Genomic DNA, 16,959 nt, shown 5'->3' with positions numbered 1-16,959 from the left:
ATGCGGACGGGCTCTGGAGCCAAAAAGCCGAAGGATCCCTCACCTCCCACCGGCGCGTCGGGGCCCGATACCACGAACACGGCTGAGCAAGCGCACAAATGTTGGTGCCACATAGGCGATGTCGGCGAGCGTGGGTCTGCTGTCATGCTGGTGACCGCCCACATCCGGAATACTTCGCAAGGTATGCCCCTTGCTCGGGTGGCAAAGTCCTCGAACTCTCGCTTGAGCCACTGGAGTGATGCCTCATTCTCGAGGTGCAACCCCTGGTGCGTCATTCGTTCGCCAGCTGGGGGCTCGATGGCTGCTATAAAAGATTGTAGACTTGCCAGAACCTTTTCGTCTACCGTTGGCCGCTGAATGTATAAAGAGAGTGGAGGCGGAAGCATTAAAATCACCATGGTGGGGCACGCGACCGTTGTCGTGGAGTCTTGTGGTAAGCGGATCTTGATGGATCCAGTCTTGTTCGATCCGCATCAAGAGGGCTTGTTCGCGATTTGCCCTTCTAGAGAGGTGGATACCTCTGCGTTGCCCGCTCTTGACGCCATCGTTATCTCGCACCGACACCTAGACCACTTCGATGTGCACTCGTTGGCTGTGCTGCCAAGAGATCTTCTTGTAATATGCCCAGAAGACCCTCTTATTATATCCGCGCTGGAGCAGCTGGGCTTCGAGGATCTTGAACCGGTGCACGATTGGAGCACGGTCCCCATCGGTCCTCTGACGCTATTGATGACCCCGTCCAAGTGTCCTGTCCCGGAGTTCGGGATCCTTGTTGCCGGGCCCGAGGGGACGTTGTGGAACCAAGTGGACACCATCGTCAGCATGGAGACAGTCAAACAGGCTCGGGCCTGGGCTGGTGGCGTCGACCTGTTGATGTGCGGCTGGCAGCCGATGCTGGAGTCGGCGTACCTCTGGAACCGGTCCATCTCTTTTCCTGCGGAGGAGTACGCGCGGCTGCTCTCTGTGGCACGAAAGGTCGATCCCTCCGCAATTGTGCCCGCAAGCTGTGGGTTTAGATACCTGGCACCTGCCGAGCACTTGAACCGGGTGGTTTTCCCCGTGACCCACGAGCGCTTTGTGGCGGATGTGTCGACGCTCATGCCCCACCTTGCTGGCAAGGTCCACCCGTTGTTTCCGGGAGATTCCATAACCATGGGCGCGAACGGCACCCATGTTGTGGAGCGTCAGGAGGCCAACTGGGTTCGGATGAAGGTGGACGATCGGAGTCGTTTGGACTTCATGCCCAACCAGGTCGATCGCATCTTGAGAGCAGGGGATCCTCCAGATGATGAATCCGACGAGTCTTGGATCCGTGAACTGTTGCAAGGGCCCTTCCAGGAGTTCCTGCAACATCGCGCCGCCTCTACCCTGCTGCCAATGCTCGAGTGGGGGGTTGTCTACCAGCTCCGCATCCACCTGCAGGGCGGCACAATGTTCTTTCACGCCGATTTTGGAAGTTCCAAGATAACGGTGGAACGCGGCCGCGAACCACGCGCGACCTACACGACGGATATCGAGGCCGGCGCGCTGAAGCGGCTGGTGGATGGCCAGACTACGTGGGGCGCGGTCATTCTCGGCGGCGAGTACCGAGTGCTCCAGACCGTCATGTCGTTCGAGGAGGGCCAAGCTGCCCTGCCGAATCCCGAGGTGCTAGGGGATCCGCTGTGGCACTTCTTCCCGCATGAGCCGCTGCTCCAAAGACATGTCGATCGCGAGGTCAAACGCTGGGGGTCCACAAGCGCCGACGCTCCATCAGCGTGAACCCGGCGCGTCGCGCGACCGCGGCTGAGGCCTTGTTCTGTGCCTCCACGAGGTAGGTAGAGACTCGACCTTGCCGGGCCATGTGGTCGGCCACAGCCCGGACCAACATGACAGCGAGCCCCTTACCTCGAGCGAACTCCGTGACGAACAGCTGCTGAAGGGCGCAAACATCGGGGAGCTGCACTATGGCGTCGACTACTCCGAGGAGCTCCCCGTTGCGAACCAGCCCGAAGAGGCGTGGGGGGAGCTCGGACGCTGGACCAATGGTCACAGCGACGTCTTCCGGCACCTCAAGCTGGGCTATGCGGGTTATGTCGAGAGGCTCCACCTCTCTGTTGATGGTCCCGCGATCACCAGCGCGTGACAGGTGGAGGTCCCAAGACCAGCCTCCTCCGTCGCTTCTGGAGTGCTCAAAGGACTCAGGAAACGAAGTGGGCTCGCCCAAGCCGAAGGCGTGGAGGTCTCTCATGGCAGCTTGGTCGGTGCCGACGATCCAGCAGTCCGGTACGAACTCCACTCTCAGTTCCCGAGGAGACAGCCTGACTGCGATGGCCTTGTCGCCCTGCATTACGACGTCCACCAAACCCGTCGGTTGTTGTTCTAGCAGGTATCTTGGGAACACTTCTGCCGGAGTGCGGCCAATTAGTGAGGATACCTCAGTGATAGTGCAGCGGCTAATCACATCTTCAGTCCGAGTGCCCGTAGCCGTTCCTGAGCGTACGGCCAGTAGATGACTTCTGAGGATGGATCCTGCTCAGCCTCAATCTTGGAGGCGAGTGCGAGCAAAAGCCGGCCATCGGCGATCACTGCAGTGCCATTCAGCCCCCGGTAGGCCAGGTAGCGATTAGGTCCTTCGGGTCGCAGATACAAGGTTTCTTTGCCCAAACGCAGCTTGATGAATCGGCTCATCGGTGAAGGTGGCAGTTGGTGTCGGATCCGCGTATGGATCGTGTTCGATTTGCTGCTGATGCGCGGCAGCCACCACCGCATACGGTGATGGGACAGCTGCTGCAGCTGCCTTCGAGATCGACCTTTCGGAGACCTCTTAGCTCTTGAAAGACCTGACTGCTCTCCCATATCTCGGCAAGGCTGGACTGGCGAACGCTTCCCGCACGCAGGAGCGCAAAATCTCGCATCAGCTCGCAACCAAAGACGTCGCCGTTCTCGAACACGGTCATCTGGGTGCGGCCGGCCGCGCAGCCGAGATCTCCATCGCCTTGCAGAGCCTGGGGTGGGATACCCCAGACGGAATGGAGCGCATCCAGTCGGCCGGCGGCAGTGAGGGGGGCGACCATCTCGTAGGGAGCGGGGTCTTCGTGAGGCGGCAGTACCGATACCTTCAGCCCGATCTTGCCCGCTTCGATGTAAGAGGTGAGCTCGAGAAATGCGTGTTCCCATGCTTCCCAGCTTGGGAATTCGCCACCTTCCCGGGCACGTCCTGAGAAGTTGAGGAGGATGAGGTTCACGCTGTTGAACCCCAGCGTGTCCAGGATCCGGACTGTCTCCACCACATGGGGGCACGTGGTTGCCGTCACCGTCAACATGGCGGTGTAGGGAAGACCCGCGGCGCGCAGCCCTTCGAGGTTGGTCATCAACTTGGCCCATGAACCAGGCACCCCCCGACTCTTGTCGTGTATGTCGGCATTAGGGCCGTCGACGCTGATAGCGACGGAGTTCACCCCGCTTGCCTTGATCTCGTGGGATAAGTGGGGTGTAAGGAGCACCCCATTTGTGAGAATGATCGACTCAAAGTCGTGTAGTGAGACCATATGCAGAATCTGACGGAAATCGGGACGGGCGAGCGGCTCACCACCAGCTAGACGTACCAAGAACACACCCATCTCGTCGATCTGGTCGAAGAGTTGAGAGAGCTCATCGAGAGTGAGTTCGCTAGTCTGCTTGGAGTGACTGAAGGGCGTTGCTGAACAAAAGGAGCATTTGAGATTGCAGATATTTGTCAGGTTTATATCGATGGATATCGGAGCGGTGAGCGAGAGCATCAGGTCTCTCCTTCGTCTGAAGAAGCGAGATCTTGCCTGCCCCAGTTTTTCATAACAACGGTCATATCAGAGGGCTCTCCATCGTCATCGGCGAGATGCTGGCGCCCCCAGTTCTTCATGACCACCACAGACGACGAGCCAGGCTCGGCCAGGTCTTGCCTGCCCCAGTTCTTCATCACCACCTGGGTGTCGATGTCCGCCAGGTCCTCGTCGGGTCCCACGGGCAGCTGGCGCCCCCAGTTCTTCATCACGACGGCCACGTCAGGCTCCTTGTCGGGTCCCGCGGGCAGCTGGCGCCCCCAGTTCTTCATCACGACGGCCGCGTCAGGGTCCTTGTCGGGTCCCGCGGGCAGCTGGCGCCCCCAGTTCTTCATCACGACGGCCACGCCAGGGTCCTCCTCGGCCTCCGCCAGGTGCTGGCGCCCCCAGTTCTTCAAGATGACAGCGATGTTGCCGCCTAGTCTGTCCCCATCGGAGGACCCGGCTGCCAACGAGCGGAAGACCATCCAGCGAAGCCGATCTGCTTCGGACATGGTGCATATGAGCTCGTCGATTCTGGCGACATCGGCGAGTGAATCGAGGGCATTCTGATCGAGCTCTCCTTGGGCCAAGCTCATTGCCAGGCGGTTTAACAGGTTGGCAACTTCATCAGGCTTCATAAAAGCTTCCAGCGTTGTCCGGACACAGGCATTATATTACAGTTTCCGCCCATGAAGCTCAAACGCCTCCCGGGTAGCATTGCCATCGTCGACGAGGCTCTGCCACAGGAGCTGTGTCGGCGCCTCATTGCTTTATTTCTGGTTTCTGGCGAGGGTATTTCTGGGAGGACTGAGTTTGGGGTCCACCCGATAAAGCGCTCAATTGACTGGGACATCGAGGCCTCCAAGAATGCCTCGGTCATGGGACCGGTGCAGTCGCTTGAGTCGTGCCTAGAGCGCGCATATGAGATCGCCTTGGACGATCGACACTTCCCCCTAAATTTGCTCACATCGCACTACTTGCTCAAGCGCACGGCGTTCGTCCTGCAGTGCTACACGGACGCCTCGCACGGCTTTGATTGGCATGTCGACAGCACACCGCCGGACAATCGGGTGCTGGCTGGCATTGCCTATCTGAACTCGGTGGAGGTGGGGGGCGAGACCCAGTTCAGGGGAGCTGACGCCGTTGCTGCTGTCGAAGGTCGCGTCCTGCTATTCCCGCCGTTCTGGACTCATGTGCACCGAGGGTGCCCTCCAATCTCGGGCCCGAAGTATGTGATCACATGGTTCGTTGAAGCCTATCCAGATGCTGCTCTTTGAGTTGCACGAGCAGGCTGGCCATGATGCTGGGTTTGAACGTTCTCTCGGTTGTTCCGTCGTTAGGAACACACTACGCCGAGGCATGGATGGCCATCCCAGACTCCATTCTGTTGGAAAGCACCGACAAAAATGTGTGGCGTGAAGGAGCCACCTCGCATGCCTGGTCCTCTCAAAGGCCTCGCCCGCGGCGGTGAACTGCATCCTGTGAGACTGCACTTTGACCGGTGCAACACCATCTATCTGAACTGCAGCCAACTTGCCAGCTGCGATGGGCGGATGATGCAAGCTGCGGCTGCCTTCTGGATGAGGTCAGCACTGGGAGAGACCAACAATCCGATGCAGGCATGGCCATGATTTGACCCTCATAATAGAATCTATGCGATCAGCTTTCACTACTCCCTCCAGGGTCTGCAAAGGGAAGCCGAACACAGAGGGCTAAAATGTTGACCCGCAGCAGCTCCTGCCCATCCGCAAGCCGGGAATCGGCGACGCGGCCCAACTCCAGGTCTTCCATGAGATTCATCAGCGCCTCCTAGTCGCCTGACGGTACGTAGTTGAGGGCCATTTCGTTACGGTTGCGAACTGAGACCGCCATCCCTTCACCGGCATCACGGTGGCCGTGGGTTTCTTCTTGTGTTCAGGAATGCCCACGTCGGTCTCGGTCAGTAAACGGTGCGCCAACAGCGGGTCAGACCAAAATGAGACCTAAAACCGTCTAATAACATCTCGCGGAACAGTTCGGTCCCATCCATTTCTTCCATAACGGATCAGGACGGCCAAGGCTGCCGCCGATGGGTAGGAGACAGGTCGGACCCTGGGGTGGAGATTAGGCCACCTTCACGGCTGACGCAGTCTCCAGCCTGCGCGCTGCCTTGGCGAACGCGTCATCCACCACTTCGTCCCCACACCAGCGGCTGTAGGCCGCTAAGTGGGTCTCGACGGAATGACCCATGGCAGCAGCTACCACCTTGGGCGGCAATTCACAGATGATGTGAGCGCGGTGGGCATAGCCGTGCCTACAGGAATAGAGCACGAGTTTCTCGCCTTGCTCCTCATACTCCCGCCGGAGCTGTTGCCAGAGAATCCGGCGACGCATGTAGGTGCCAAGGTCTTCAGCTCCATGGCCCGGCCGCATCGGTGGCATGAGCTCGGGTCGAAATGCTTTCTCGAGCTGCCAGGCCTGCGCCCAGTCGTCGCAGGGCAACAGTCGCAGCATCCTGGATCGGGTTCGGCCCCGACTGGAAACCTTCTGGTAGGTCGTCCAGAGCTGCCCCTTCCGACTCTCCAAGTGCTGCAGTTCCTCTGGCCGGAGGCCGTAGGCAGCAATCAGCTGAAACGCCAATCGCCAACGCGGATCAGGAATGGCCTCCACCAAACCGAGCACATGGCTAACATCAATGGGTGTTGTAATCCCTCGTTCATCACGCTTGCGGCCAACATAAACAGAGAGATCAAGAGGCGGTGCCCAGGATGTCGGCAGACGTTCCGAATCGACGCACCAGCGCAAAAGAGCAGCTGTGAATTGAACCTGTAGCTGACGACCACGCGATCCAGACCTGTCCTTCCAAGAGTCAATCACGCTCTCCAGCAGTTGCTTTGATGAGATGGGTCGTCGCTTGCCTCCAACCGCATCCAGAATCACGACCATACGCCGCCAGTAGATTTCATCCCAAGTGCTCTGCTTGATCGCTCCACTACTGAGCTTGTGCTCCTTGAATGCTTGTATCAGCTGCGGCCAATTAATAGCCTCGCTGACCGTAGTCCCCACGAGACTTGTCTCCTCTGAAGGGATTCGCGCGTGCGTTTCAATGGCTAAATCAAGGGGCACGCCATCGCTGAAATCGGCATGGATGGCAAGAACTGCTGCATGGATGGTCTGCCGCTCCGAAGCAGCCCAGGCCAATGGCAAAACCCGCTGCTGGCGAGCACCACCGGCGGCAGACGCGGAAACGTTCAGCAAAACCCGCCCACGCATCTCCGAAACCGTCCAGCCACTGCGAGGCCCCAGATCTGACGTGAGCGACAAGCGCAGGGCTGCGACCCAGCCACGGTCCTTGGCTTGTCGGGCTGGTCGAGGGGCGGTGGTGGGCTTCGGCACGGCTCCAGGAAATCAGGCACGCACGACACCCCTTGCAAGAGAATGTGCAAGAGAATCGCCTTCCAAGCTTGGCACGCGCCGCCATAGCCCGCCATCGACTGGCAGGACAAAAGCCAGTAACAGCAATGGTTTTGAGCATCAAACCCAGTCATTGCAGCCGGTCTGAGGGACCCGATTTCAAGGGCTTTGGGAGCACTAGGTCGCAGGTTCGAATCCTGTCGCCCCGACTGACTTTTTAAGGATCGAGCAAGGGGGATGGGAGAGATTTGGGGAGAGATTCCCTCTCTCGTCCGCTCCGCATGGCCTTCCCTGTCCGAGGTGGGAGAGGCTCTCTCCCATTCGCCATCAGACTGAAAGCTCAGCTGCAGCCCCATCGACTCACGGCCTTCAGGATTGAAGTGCCGATCCTCCAAGGGCTCTGAGGTCGTGTCCAGCCGACTGATCATTTCCGACAACCGCGAGGACCCGGGCAACCCGCTGGTGCTCGATGGTGAGGCCATTGACGCAGCGGCACAGGACCCACCGGCGATCGGGAAGCTGATGGTTGATCAGGTCTGGGCAGAGGGCGCGGATCCCACCGGCGGGGGCCTGTGCTACGAACGCAACACCAATCAGCATCGGCGGCTGCAGGCTTTCGAGACAGGCAGCGAGAACTTCATGACCGGCGGCTGGGTTCGGGTGCTGGCCACCGCCGAGCAGGTGCGCAAGGAGCGTCCTGGCATGGAGCGTGCTGCCAAGGCGGGCCTGGTGAGGATCCATGGCACCCACCGGGGCGTGCTGCTGGTGGAGTTCCTGGACGTTCCCTGGGGCTGAGCAACCGCCGCAGGGCGCCGGTCGGCAGCGGCCGTCCTTCAGCGTGCCACGGCTACGCCGTGGCGTGCATCGGCCAGCCGCCGCCGCCCTCCGCTCCGGGGCCGGTGTGGGGGTGGCGGGCATGGCTGTCCTCCCGCGGCTGCGGTAGCGGAGCCGCTTCCAGCCGGTAGGGGTTGGGGCGAGGCCCCAAGTTTCCTCGCGCGGCTGCGCGGCCGGTTGGGCATCCAGGTCTGAATCTGGCGGGTCTGCTTATCAGCTTTCCGATCCATCAGCGCATGGCTTTGCTTTGCGTAGATCCATTGCCCCGCAGCCGCTCTGCCCGCTGCTCAGTGCGTTTGTACTGGTAGAATAAGAGCTGCGCCAAAGGCCACGAGCCCATCGCCTGCGGCAACAAAATCCTCGGACAACTTGCCCCGTTCGTTTGCTCTGTAGCTCATGAGCTTGTCCTCTGCTGCAGTGGCCCAGGCCGCTGCATTGCCTCTCCCTGATCTCCTGCCGCCGCCGGTGCTGGCGCATCGCTCGGTCGTCATCGTCGCCGCTGGTGGCCGTGATCTCGTCTGGCCCCAGGAGCGCATCGCCTCCGCCCTGCTCCAGCGCAGCGGTGGCCGGCCTGTCCATCTGCTGCTGCATGGCGGGGCCCGTGGCGCAGATCGCTCCATCGGCCGTGCCGCCCAGCAGCTCGGCTGGCGGGTCCAAGCCCTCGCCGCTGATTGGCGCCGTCATGGCCGTGCTGCCGGGCCGATCCGCAATCGCCTCCTGCTGGAGCAGGCCCTGGTGGAGGCCCAGGCCCACACCTGCCCGGCGTTCAGCGCCTCGGTGCTGGTGATCGCCTTTCCCGGTGGGGCAGGCACGGCCTCGCTGGTGCAGCAGGCCCGCCGCTGCTCCTCCCGTTCGCCGGTGCCGGTGGTGGTGATGGAAGTGCCGCCGCCCTTCTCGCCGGAGCCCCTCGGCGCCTGAGGCGCACCGCTGCCCCGTTCTTCTCGTCCTCCTCCTTCTCGCACGTTCAAGCCATGTCCGTTCTCACCACCCCCATCGCGCCTCTCACCCCGGCTATCCCTCAGGCCGCCGGGCCTTCCTGCTCCCTGCAGCGTTCCGGCTCGCTCTGGCAGCTGGGCATCGAGGCCCAGGAGCTCACCACCGCCATCGGCCAGCTCGCCGAGCAGCTGGAAACCGATGACGACGACAGTCGCGCCCAGGCCCTCGGCGAGCTCGAGGCTGCCCTGCTTGCAGAAGAGGGCAACAAGGCCGCCCTTGCGGCCAAGGCCGATGCCACCTGCTGGGTGATCGAGCACCTGCGCGGCCAGGCCGCCTACCGCCAGCAGCAGGCCAAGCGGCTCACCGAGCTGGCCCGCTCCGACGCCGGCCGGGCCGATGCCCTGGAGGACTCCCTGGTCCTGGTCCTCACGCGGCTGCAGCCCACGGCCACCCGCTTCTCGTTCCCCAACCACGAGCTCAGCAGCCGCAAGTCGCAGGCGGTCGAGATCGAAAGCGAGGCCCTGCTCGATCCCGAGTGGCTCTGCGTCAAAACCACCTTCTCGGCCGACAAGACCGCCATCAAGGCGGCTCTCAAGGCAGGCCAGCAGATCACCGGCGCCCAGCTGATCTCCCGCCGCTCCTGGCGCATCCACTGACGGCCATAGGCCGTAGGGGCCATAGGCCCCCGGCATGTGGGGTTCCGGTGGTGCAGCCGGGCCCCTTCTCCTTCCTCCTCACACCATTGCGTCCACCGTCATGACCGTCGCCGCTCCTTCCACCAACGGGGCCAGCACCACCAGCCGGCCCGCTGCTCCTCGTCCTGTCCAGAGGCCTCCCTCAGCCCTGGAGCTGATCCGCTCCGTCGATCGCGCCGTGGAGACTCCAGCGCCAGAGCCTGCAACAGCCTCGGCACCGGAAGCCCCCCAGGCTCCGCCTGCCGGCTTCTCCCCCGAACAGCTCGCCGCTCTTTCCGCCCCCCTCGATCGGGCCAACGTCCGCCAGCGGGAGCAGGGCCGATCGAAGGTCCACTACCTCGAAGGCTGGCAGGTGATCGCGGAAGCGAACCGCATCTTTGGTTTCGATGGCTGGCAGCGCCAGACCATCGCCGTCCGCTGCGTCGCCCAGGCCGAACGCTTGATCGGTGCCAGAGGCACGAGCCGAGATCAGAAGTCGGGCTGGGGCGTCACCTACACCGCCCGTGTGCGCGTCACCGTCACCGCTGGAGGCCTGGCACCCCTGGTTCGGGAGGGCAGCGGCGCCGGCCACGGCATCGACGTTGACCTGGGCCAGGCCCATGAATCCGCCCTCAAGGAAGCCGAGACCGATGCCATGAAGCGGGCATTGATGACCTTCGGGAACCCGTTTGGACTGGCGCTCTACGACAAGCGCCAGCGGGAGGTGACCAGCTCAGCGGCACCAGAACGCCCAATGGCTCACCCGCGGCAGGGCCAGCCAGCTCCCCAGCACCAGGCAAGGGCATCGACACCGGCAGAGCCCCCGGCTCAGGCTGCTGTCCCTGCAGCCCAGCAGGATCCGGGGCTGCTCCCCCTCGATGCGGCCACGATCCGCACGCTGCACGGCGCCATCCGCCAGCTCCCTCGCCCCCTGCTGGAGGCCCTCACCCAGGGCTTCCGCAAGCGCTTCTCCATCCCTGAGGAGGCCACGACGATCGCTGATCGGATCCTGCAGAAGCGACACCACGACTGGATCGAGGCGTTTTTAGTGCAGCACCAGGCTGGTCATCAGCCCGGTTGAGGTCGTCGGTCGCAACCAGCCCGCAGCTGCATCACGACATCGTCTGTGGCTGCGGGACGCATTCCATTTCAGATCGGCCAGCCATCCTCAAGGAGGTCAACATCCGGGTCGTTGTATCTCTCGACGGCGCCAAGCCAGTCCGGCAGCTCGTCCTTGATCTGCTGTTTCAGCGTGGCAAGCTCCTCAGGCTTGACCAACCCTCGTTCAGCCATGAAGGCATAGAACTTCTTGAGGCTGGCGGCATTGGCCTTGACGGTTGTCTTGTTGGACCACATCGCCTTGTGGATAAACCAGTCGCCAAGAAACTCTCCGACGTAGCAAATCCCATCAGCAGCCGTCAGCGTATCTGCGTAGAGAAGGAAGTGATTCAGGTAAAAGTCGAGGTTGCTGAAATGGCTTCTGATTGTTGTCTCGCCAAGGCCAGCCTTTTTGAGCCAACGCCTGAAGTCACCGAGCAGAGCAGCATTCTCCTGGCGGAGCTGTTGACACCGGCTGTCGTAATCCGATTCATCGTCGAGCATGAGAGGTCGCTCACCGGTGCTGGCCATGCCGATGCCGGTCGCATCGGCCCTGGTGTTCCACTCATGCTGCCTGCAACCATGGCCCGGTGGCACCGCGGGGAGGCATGAACAAGCCGATCGCTGGCCAGTCCTCCGGAATGCCGGATAACGCCGCCCAACCCACCGAGGTGCTGGCCGGCTCGATCGAGCGGGTCACCTTCCACAACGCCGAGAACGGCTTCTGCGTCCTGCGCATCAAGGCGCGTGGCCACCGCGACCTGGTGACGGTGGTGGGCCACGCCGCTGAGATCAGCGCCGGCGAGTGGGTCACCGTCAGTGGTACCTGGGTGAACAGCAGGGAGCACGGCCAGCAGTTCAGGGCGGCCTTCCTGCGCTCCTCACCCCCTACCACCGCCGAGGGGATCGAGAAGTACCTGGGCTCTGGAATGATCCGCGGCATCGGGCCGATCTACGCCAGCAAGCTGGTGGCCGCCTTTGGGGCGGAGGTGTTCGAGGTGATCGAGCAGGCCCCCGAACGCCTGCGGGAGGTGCCGGGCATCGGCCAGGTGCGGGCCAGCCGCATCGCTCAGGCCTGGGCTGATCAGAAGGTGGTGCGCGAAATCATGGTGTTCCTGCACAGCCATGGCGTTGGCACCGCCCGAGCGGTGCGGATCTTCAAGACGTATGGCAATGACGCCGTGCAGGTGATGGCGGAGAACCCCTACCGCCTGGCGCGCGACATCCGCGGCATCGGCTTCCGCACCGCCGATGCCATCGCCGCCCGGCTGGGCATCGAGCCCACCGCCACGATCCGTCTGCGGGCGGGCATCAACTACGCACTGCTGGAGGCCAGCGGCGAGGGGCACTGCGGCCTGCCAACGGCGGAGCTGCTCAAGCTGGCGGGCGAGCTGCTGGCGGTGGAGCGACCAGGGGCGGATCCAACCGATACCTCCGCCGCCAGCCGCCGCGAACCCCTCGAACCCGCCCTGATCCAAACCGCCCTCGACCTGGAACTCAGCGAGGGCTCGGTGGTGGCCGACACCCTGGCGGGCGAGCCCGCCATCTTCCTGGCCCACCTGCACCGCGACGAACGCCGCATCGCTGAATCCCTGCAGGAGCTGGCGTTGGGAACACCGCCCTGGGGCGCCATCGATGCGGCCAAGGCGATCGGCTGGGTGGAGCAGCGCCTGGGCCTGCAGCTCGCCGCCAGCCAGAAGCAGGCGGTGGAGCTGGCCCTGGCCTGCAAGCTGCTGGTGATCACCGGCGGGCCGGGGGTGGGCAAGACCACCCTGATCAACGCCATCCTGCAGATCCTGGCGGCCAAGAAGCTGCGCATCCAGCTCTGCGCCCCCACCGGCCGGGCCGCCAAGCGCATGAGCGAAGCCACCGGCCTGGAGGCCAAAACCATCCACCGGCTGCTGGAGTTCGACCCGGCCAGCTATGGCTTCCGGCGCAATGCCGAACTGCCGCTGGAGTGCGACCTGCTGGTGGTCGACGAAACCTCGATGGTGGATGTGCCGCTGATGGCCGCGCTGCTGGCGGCGGTTCCGCCAGAGGCGGCACTGTTGCTGGTGGGCGATGTCGACCAGCTGCCCTCGGTGGGGCCCGGCCAGGTGCTGGCTGATGCAATCGCCAGCGGCGCCCTGGCGGTGGCGCGCCTGACGGAGGTGTTCCGCCAGGCGGCCAGCAGCCGGATCATCACCACCGCCCATGCCATCAACGCCGGCACGATCCCCGACCTGCGCTCCCCACCCGAGGGCACGAGCAGCGACTTCTACTTCCTGCCGGCCGAAACACCTGAGCAGGCGGTGAGCCTGATCCTCAAGGTAGTGGGCGAGCGCATCCCCGCCCGCTTTGGCTTTGATCCGGTGGGCGAGGTGCAGGTGCTCTGCCCGATGGCCCGCGGCGGCTGCGGCTCCCGCTCGCTGAACATCGAGCTGCAGCAGCTGCTCAACCCCGATCCCACCGAGCAGGTGGAGCGTTTCGGGTGGCGGTTTGCGCCCGGCGACAAGGTGATGCAGATCGCCAACGACTACGAGAAGGAGGTGTTCAACGGCGATGTCGGCACCATCGACGCCATCGACTCCGACAACAGTGAGCTGAGCGTGCTCTTTCCCACCAGCGAGGCGGGTACTGCGGGCAGCCGTGCAGTGGTCTACGGCTGGGGAGAGCTCGATCACCTGGTGCCCGCCTATGCCTGCACCATCCACAAGAGCCAAGGCAGCGAATACCCCGCCGTGGTGATCCCGCTGCTCACCCAGCACTACGCGATGCTGCAGCGCAATCTTGTGTACACGGGCCTCACCCGCGGCAAGCAGCTGGTGGTGCTGGTGGGCCAGAAGAAGGCCCTGGCCATGGCCGTGAAGAACCACCTGGGCCGCAGGCGTTACACCAAGCTGGCGGAGTGGTTGGCACCGGGACAGCGTTCAACGGACATGGATCGCAACCACGGCAGTTGACAAGGCCGGCAGGTCTGGCAATAAGAAGCTGTCGATCCAGCCAACTCCCTCATCATGCTGACCGGTGCTGATCTGCTCGCCAAAGTCAAGGAGCTGGGCGATGCCTCCAAGTCCGACCTGGTGCGCGGCTGTGGCTACGTCTCCACCAAGAAGGACGGCACGGAGCGCCTGAATTTCACTGCCTTCTATGAGGCCCTGCTGGAGGGAAAGGGCATGAACCTTGGTGCCGGCGGTGGCCGTGGCGGCAGGGGCCGACCGGGCCGGCAGCTCAGCTACGTCACCAAGGTGCAGTTCAACGGCAATCTGCTGGTCGGCAAGGCCTATACCGCCCAGCTGGGCCTGGAGCCCGGCGATGAGTTCGAGATCAAGCTGGGCCGCAAGCAGATCAAGCTCATCCCTCTTGGCGCTGCAGAAGAGGAGTGAACGACAGCTTGCTGCGCAGGGCGCCTGCGGTGCATGGCCCCCTCCGGGCAGCTGAACGAGACAATCAACTCCTCTCGCTGCTTGTCCCTGGCCGCGCCCACTACGCCCCTGCAGATCCGGCCCTACGAGGCAGGCGACTGGCCGGCGGTGTGGGCACTGCTGGAACCGGTGTTCCGAGCTGGTGAAACCTTCCCCCACGACCCGGCCATAAGCGAGGCCGAGGCCCAGCTGGCCTGGGTGGAGCAGAGCCAGGCGGTGATGGTGGCCGTGGATCCCGCCGGTGCTGTGGTGGGCACCTACTACCTGAGGCCCAACTCCCTCGCCCTCGGCGCCCATGTGGCCAATGCCGGCTACGTGGTGGCCGAGAACTGCCGGCGCCAGGGAATCGGCAGCCGGTTGTGCCAGCACTCGCTGCAGGCGGCGCGGCGGCTGGGGTTCCGGGCGATGCAGTTCAACCTGGTGGTGAGCACCAACACCGTGTCAAGCGACATCCGGAATTGGTCCTCCGGCGACACGAAATCTGGCCCACTCTGTGAGGCTGTAGCACCGGCTTGTTGACGCCGTGGCCGGCGTCGGTTGGTCTTGCTCATCAGTCGTTGGGAATGGGGGTGGAGGGGGAGGGGCGGGATGCTCATGGGCTCCCTTCCTCCCCGGTGGCGGGGATGGTCCTCACCGCACTGCTGCTCTTGATCAGACCGGAGCGGCGTTTCTCACGCAGGCGGTAGCTGTCGCCCCGCACGGTCAGCACATGGCTGTGGTGCAGCAGCCGATCGAGGATCGCGGTGGCGACGACCTGATCACCGAACACCTCGCCCCACTCCATGACGGGGCGGTTGGAGGTGATCAGCACGCTGCCGCGCTCGTAGCGACGGGAGATCAGCTGGAAGAACAGGTGGGCCGCATCGGGCTCCAGCGGCAGGTAGCCCAGCTCGTCAATGATCAGCAGCTTGCTCTTGCCGTACTGGCTCAGCCGGCTCTTCAGCGCCGTCTGGTTGTGGGCCCGGGCCAGGGTGGAGATCAGCTCCATCGCCGAGACGTACTGCACGGTGTAGCCCTTGCTCACCGCCTCACGCCCCAGGGCGACGGCCAGGTGGGTCTTGCCCACCCCCGGCGGACCCAGCAGCAGCAGGGTGTCGCCGTTGGCGACCCAGCGGCAGGTGGCGAGTTCCCGGATCTGGCCTGGATCGAGCGAGGGCTGGGCCTCGTACTCAAACCCCTCCAGCGTCCGCACGAACGGGAATTTGGCAATGCTCATCGCCATCGCGATTCGCCGCTGGTCCTTGCGGGCGATCTCCGCCGCGCACAGCCAGGCCAACGCCTCGCGCAGGTTCAGCTCCTTGCGGGCCGCCTCCTCGAGCAGGTTGTCGAGCTGGTCCCGGATCGCGGTCAATCGCAGGCGGGTGAGCATGTCATCGAGCTCCAGGGCGGAGACCGGCGGTGTCGTGACCATCAGCTCCTGACGACGATCTGGTTGACCGGTTTTGGCGGGACTCATGCCGCCACCTCCTCGCCCACCTCGGCGGCATAGACCGCCAGGGAGCGGGCCAGTTCTGAGCTGCGCACCACCGGTGCCCGCCGCCGCGTTCCGCCCCCACAGGGCGGGGACGTGGTGGAGGCGGGCCCAACGCAGAGCGCGCCATCGGCTGACGGCAGTGACCGTTCGGCCAAGTCCTGCTGCGGCGCTGGAACCAGCCCGTCCCAATGCCCCCGCAGCACGGAGCGATGACGACGATTGGCCGCCACGCGCCCATGCCGGGCAACAACCCGGCCGCCATGGCGGATCTGCACCTGCTGATCCCCCACCAGCACGCTCACCCGCTGCTTGAGCAGCGCCCAGGGCACGCTGTACCAGTTGCCCTCCACCTCGACGCAGGCGTCGTTGTGGACCACCCGCACCAGCTCCCGTTCCGCCAGGAACGACGGCTTATGGGGTAACGGCTGCAGGGCAGCGGCCTCCTCCCGCTGGAATCGCAGGAGCGGTTGTTCGCCGGTCGTTCCGTGGATGCGAACATCGGCCACCTCCCGGCTCCAGCGCTCCAGGTGCGCTTCCAGCGCCTCCCAGCTGGCGAACTCACGGCCGGCCACCGCATTGGTCTTGACGTAACCGACGCCGCGCTCGTCCTTTCCCTTGGTCCTGGCCCGGTAGGGCCGGCAGGCTTTGGGGAGGAACCCCCAGTAGCGGGCAAAGGCATCGAGCCGTTCGTTGAACACCAGCACCTGGCGAGCCGGATCGTGCTCCTTGACCAGGGCACGGGCGTTATCGAACAGCACCTCGGCCGGCACCCCCCGCCAGTGGCGGAAGGCCTCCTCCATCGCCAACAGCCAGTTGACCTGGCGCTCGTGCCGGTAGGCCCGCACCACCAGCCGCCGCGAGTACCCCAGGGTCAGCACGCACAGGTGCACCTTGGCCCTCTCGCCGGCGATGCGGGCGTAGGTCTCACCGAAATCGGCCTGCAGTTGCTTGCCCGGCGGCGTCTCAAACCGCACCGTTGCCAGGGCAGCGGCCCGCAGCTCCTGCCGCCAGGGCTCCACCGCCCGCTCCACGGTGCGCAGTGACACGGCGATGCCTTTCTCGCTGGCCAGCTCCTGGCGCACCACATCGGCATTGCCGTTGTGGGCCAGGAACCGCTCCTTGAGCCAGTCGTACTGACCATCGAGAACGCCGATCCGTCGGGGTTTGCCGTAGGCCTCCCAGCCGCCCTGCCGCCGGTACTTGCGGACGGTCTCAGGCGAGCAGCCCAGTTCCCTGGCGATCCGCCGCCGGCCCCAGCCAGCTGCGGTGAGGCCAAGGATCGCCTGGACATCCTCTGGGGTTTCCAACGCCGCATCCCGGGAGCTCTGCTCCAGAGGTGACAGCACCGCAGGCTGCGCACTGGC

Annotated in this window: 18 protein-coding genes; 9 read left to right on the top strand and 9 right to left on the bottom strand. The window is 63.9% G+C overall.

Features of this window, described 5'->3' with window-relative positions:
* The first annotated feature begins 357 nt into the window (after positions 1-357).
* Positions 358-1,761 (top strand): MBL fold metallo-hydrolase, encoded by a 1,404-nt coding sequence (locus I1E95_RS16110; RefSeq protein WP_197163981.1) that lies wholly within the window; start codon positions 358-360, stop codon positions 1,759-1,761.
* Here I1E95_RS16110 and I1E95_RS16105 read toward each other — a convergent pair.
* The 4 genes from I1E95_RS16105 to I1E95_RS16090 all read right to left on the bottom strand — a co-directional run bounded on the left by I1E95_RS16105 (position 1,718) and on the right by I1E95_RS16090 (position 4,372).
* Positions 1,718-2,329, bottom strand: a complete 612-nt coding sequence (locus tag I1E95_RS16105; RefSeq protein WP_231594712.1) for a GNAT family N-acetyltransferase — start codon at positions 2,327-2,329, stop codon at positions 1,718-1,720. The genes I1E95_RS16110 and I1E95_RS16105 overlap by 44 nt on opposite strands.
* Before the next feature lie 110 nt (positions 2,330-2,439).
* Positions 2,440-2,670: a hypothetical protein gene (locus I1E95_RS16100; protein ID WP_197163977.1), complete on the bottom strand. Its 231-nt coding sequence runs from the start codon at positions 2,668-2,670 to the stop codon at positions 2,440-2,442.
* Complete coding sequence (locus I1E95_RS16095; RefSeq protein ID WP_197163975.1) at positions 2,667-3,761, bottom strand: radical SAM/SPASM domain-containing protein; 1,095 nt, start codon at positions 3,759-3,761, stop codon at positions 2,667-2,669. Before I1E95_RS16095 ends, I1E95_RS16100 begins: the two co-directional genes overlap by 4 nt.
* Positions 3,761-4,372: a hypothetical protein gene (locus tag I1E95_RS16090; RefSeq protein ID WP_231594711.1), complete on the bottom strand. Its 612-nt coding sequence runs from the start codon at positions 4,370-4,372 to the stop codon at positions 3,761-3,763. Before I1E95_RS16090 ends, I1E95_RS16095 begins: the two co-directional genes overlap by 1 nt.
* 99 nt (positions 4,373-4,471) lie before the next feature.
* Here I1E95_RS16090 and I1E95_RS16085 point away from each other — a divergent pair, with 99 nt between their 5' ends.
* Positions 4,472-5,059 carry a 2OG-Fe(II) oxygenase gene (locus tag I1E95_RS16085; protein ID WP_197163972.1) on the top strand — a complete coding sequence of 196 codons (588 nt, stop codon included), beginning with the start codon at positions 4,472-4,474 and terminating at the stop codon, positions 5,057-5,059.
* Positions 5,060-5,885: 826 nt separating this feature from the next.
* Here I1E95_RS16085 and I1E95_RS16080 read toward each other — a convergent pair.
* Positions 5,886-7,085 carry a hypothetical protein gene (locus tag I1E95_RS16080; RefSeq protein WP_197163970.1) on the bottom strand — a complete coding sequence of 400 codons (1,200 nt, stop codon included), beginning with the start codon at positions 7,083-7,085 and terminating at the stop codon, positions 5,886-5,888.
* Positions 7,086-7,583: 498 nt separating this feature from the next.
* Between I1E95_RS16080 and I1E95_RS16075 the strand changes: the two genes are divergently transcribed.
* Entirely contained in the window at positions 7,584-7,970 is a 387-nt protein-coding gene (locus I1E95_RS16075; protein WP_197163968.1) for a hypothetical protein, read from the top strand.
* A 52-nt stretch (positions 7,971-8,022) separates the two neighbouring features.
* On the opposite strand, the gene I1E95_RS16070 is transcribed toward I1E95_RS16075, so the two are convergent.
* Positions 8,023-8,160: a hypothetical protein gene (locus I1E95_RS16070; RefSeq protein ID WP_180667674.1), complete on the bottom strand. Its 138-nt coding sequence runs from the start codon at positions 8,158-8,160 to the stop codon at positions 8,023-8,025.
* A 251-nt stretch (positions 8,161-8,411) separates the two neighbouring features.
* Here I1E95_RS16070 and I1E95_RS16065 point away from each other — a divergent pair, with 251 nt between their 5' ends.
* The 3 genes from I1E95_RS16065 to I1E95_RS16055 all read left to right on the top strand — a co-directional run bounded on the left by I1E95_RS16065 (position 8,412) and on the right by I1E95_RS16055 (position 10,700).
* Complete coding sequence (locus I1E95_RS16065) at positions 8,412-8,927, top strand: SLOG family protein (RefSeq protein WP_231594710.1); 516 nt, start codon at positions 8,412-8,414, stop codon at positions 8,925-8,927.
* Positions 8,928-8,980: 53 nt separating this feature from the next.
* On the top strand, positions 8,981-9,601 hold the full coding sequence (locus tag I1E95_RS16060; protein WP_197163964.1) for a siphovirus Gp157 family protein: 621 nt from the start codon (positions 8,981-8,983) through the stop codon (positions 9,599-9,601).
* Between the two features lie 100 nt (positions 9,602-9,701).
* Positions 9,702-10,700, top strand: coding sequence for an RAD52 family DNA repair protein (locus tag I1E95_RS16055; RefSeq protein WP_197163962.1), 999 nt, complete (start codon positions 9,702-9,704; stop codon positions 10,698-10,700).
* A 68-nt stretch (positions 10,701-10,768) separates the two neighbouring features.
* Here I1E95_RS16055 and I1E95_RS16050 read toward each other — a convergent pair whose 3' ends face one another.
* Complete coding sequence (locus tag I1E95_RS16050) at positions 10,769-11,248, bottom strand: hypothetical protein (protein ID WP_231594709.1); 480 nt, start codon at positions 11,246-11,248, stop codon at positions 10,769-10,771.
* A 77-nt stretch (positions 11,249-11,325) separates the two neighbouring features.
* On the opposite strand from I1E95_RS16050, the gene I1E95_RS16045 reads away from it, so the two are divergent.
* The 3 genes from I1E95_RS16045 to I1E95_RS16035 all read left to right on the top strand — a co-directional run bounded on the left by I1E95_RS16045 (position 11,326) and on the right by I1E95_RS16035 (position 14,640).
* Positions 11,326-13,659: an ATP-dependent RecD-like DNA helicase gene (locus tag I1E95_RS16045; RefSeq protein WP_231594708.1), complete on the top strand. Its 2,334-nt coding sequence runs from the start codon at positions 11,326-11,328 to the stop codon at positions 13,657-13,659.
* A gap of 54 nt (positions 13,660-13,713) precedes the next feature.
* Entirely contained in the window at positions 13,714-14,082 is a 369-nt protein-coding gene (locus tag I1E95_RS16040) for an AbrB family transcriptional regulator (protein WP_197163960.1), read from the top strand.
* Between the two features lie 81 nt (positions 14,083-14,163).
* The gene (locus I1E95_RS16035; RefSeq protein WP_231594707.1) at positions 14,164-14,640 is read left to right on the top strand and encodes a GNAT family N-acetyltransferase; all 477 of its coding nucleotides are present in this window, start codon (positions 14,164-14,166) and stop codon (positions 14,638-14,640) included.
* 73 nt (positions 14,641-14,713) lie between these two features.
* Here the strand turns inward: I1E95_RS16035 and istB are convergent, their stop codons facing one another.
* Together istB and istA are read right to left on the bottom strand one after the other, a co-directional pair.
* Positions 14,714-15,577, bottom strand: coding sequence for an IS21-like element helper ATPase IstB (gene istB, locus I1E95_RS16030; protein WP_304623244.1), 864 nt, complete (start codon positions 15,575-15,577; stop codon positions 14,714-14,716).
* Positions 15,574-16,941, bottom strand: coding sequence for an IS21 family transposase (gene istA / locus I1E95_RS16025; protein WP_197163956.1), 1,368 nt, complete (start codon positions 16,939-16,941; stop codon positions 15,574-15,576). The genes istB and istA overlap by 4 nt, the downstream gene beginning before the upstream one ends.
* Between the last annotated feature and the right edge of the window lie 18 nt (positions 16,942-16,959).

The sequence above is a fragment of the Synechococcus sp. CBW1107 genome (assembly GCF_015841355.1).
Classification (GTDB): domain Bacteria; phylum Cyanobacteriota; class Cyanobacteriia; order PCC-6307; family Cyanobiaceae; genus Regnicoccus_A.
The sequence above is the reverse complement of the archived record's forward strand: the minus strand, read 5'-3'. Positions and strand labels throughout refer to the sequence as shown.

Coding starts and splice junctions, on each gene's coding strand:
- I1E95_RS16085 (WP_197163972.1), top strand. CDS start 4,472: ATGAAGCTCAAACGCCTCCCGGGTAGCATTGCCATCGTCGACGAGGCT.
- I1E95_RS16055 (WP_197163962.1), top strand. CDS start 9,702: ATGACCGTCGCCGCTCCTTCCACCAACGGGGCCAGCACCACCAGCCGG.
- I1E95_RS16040 (WP_197163960.1), top strand. CDS start 13,714: ATGCTGACCGGTGCTGATCTGCTCGCCAAAGTCAAGGAGCTGGGCGAT.
- I1E95_RS16060 (WP_197163964.1), top strand. CDS start 8,981: ATGTCCGTTCTCACCACCCCCATCGCGCCTCTCACCCCGGCTATCCCT.
- I1E95_RS16105 (WP_231594712.1), bottom strand. CDS start 2,329: ATGCAGGGCGACAAGGCCATCGCAGTCAGGCTGTCTCCTCGGGAACTG.
- I1E95_RS16095 (WP_197163975.1), bottom strand. CDS start 3,761: ATGCTCTCGCTCACCGCTCCGATATCCATCGATATAAACCTGACAAAT.
- I1E95_RS16100 (WP_197163977.1), bottom strand. CDS start 2,670: ATGAGCCGATTCATCAAGCTGCGTTTGGGCAAAGAAACCTTGTATCTG.
- I1E95_RS16050 (WP_231594709.1), bottom strand. CDS start 11,248: ATGGCCAGCACCGGTGAGCGACCTCTCATGCTCGACGATGAATCGGAT.
- istB (WP_304623244.1), bottom strand. CDS start 15,577: ATGAGTCCCGCCAAAACCGGTCAACCAGATCGTCGTCAGGAGCTGATG.
- I1E95_RS16110 (WP_197163981.1), top strand. CDS start 358: ATGTATAAAGAGAGTGGAGGCGGAAGCATTAAAATCACCATGGTGGGG.
- I1E95_RS16045 (WP_231594708.1), top strand. CDS start 11,326: ATGAACAAGCCGATCGCTGGCCAGTCCTCCGGAATGCCGGATAACGCC.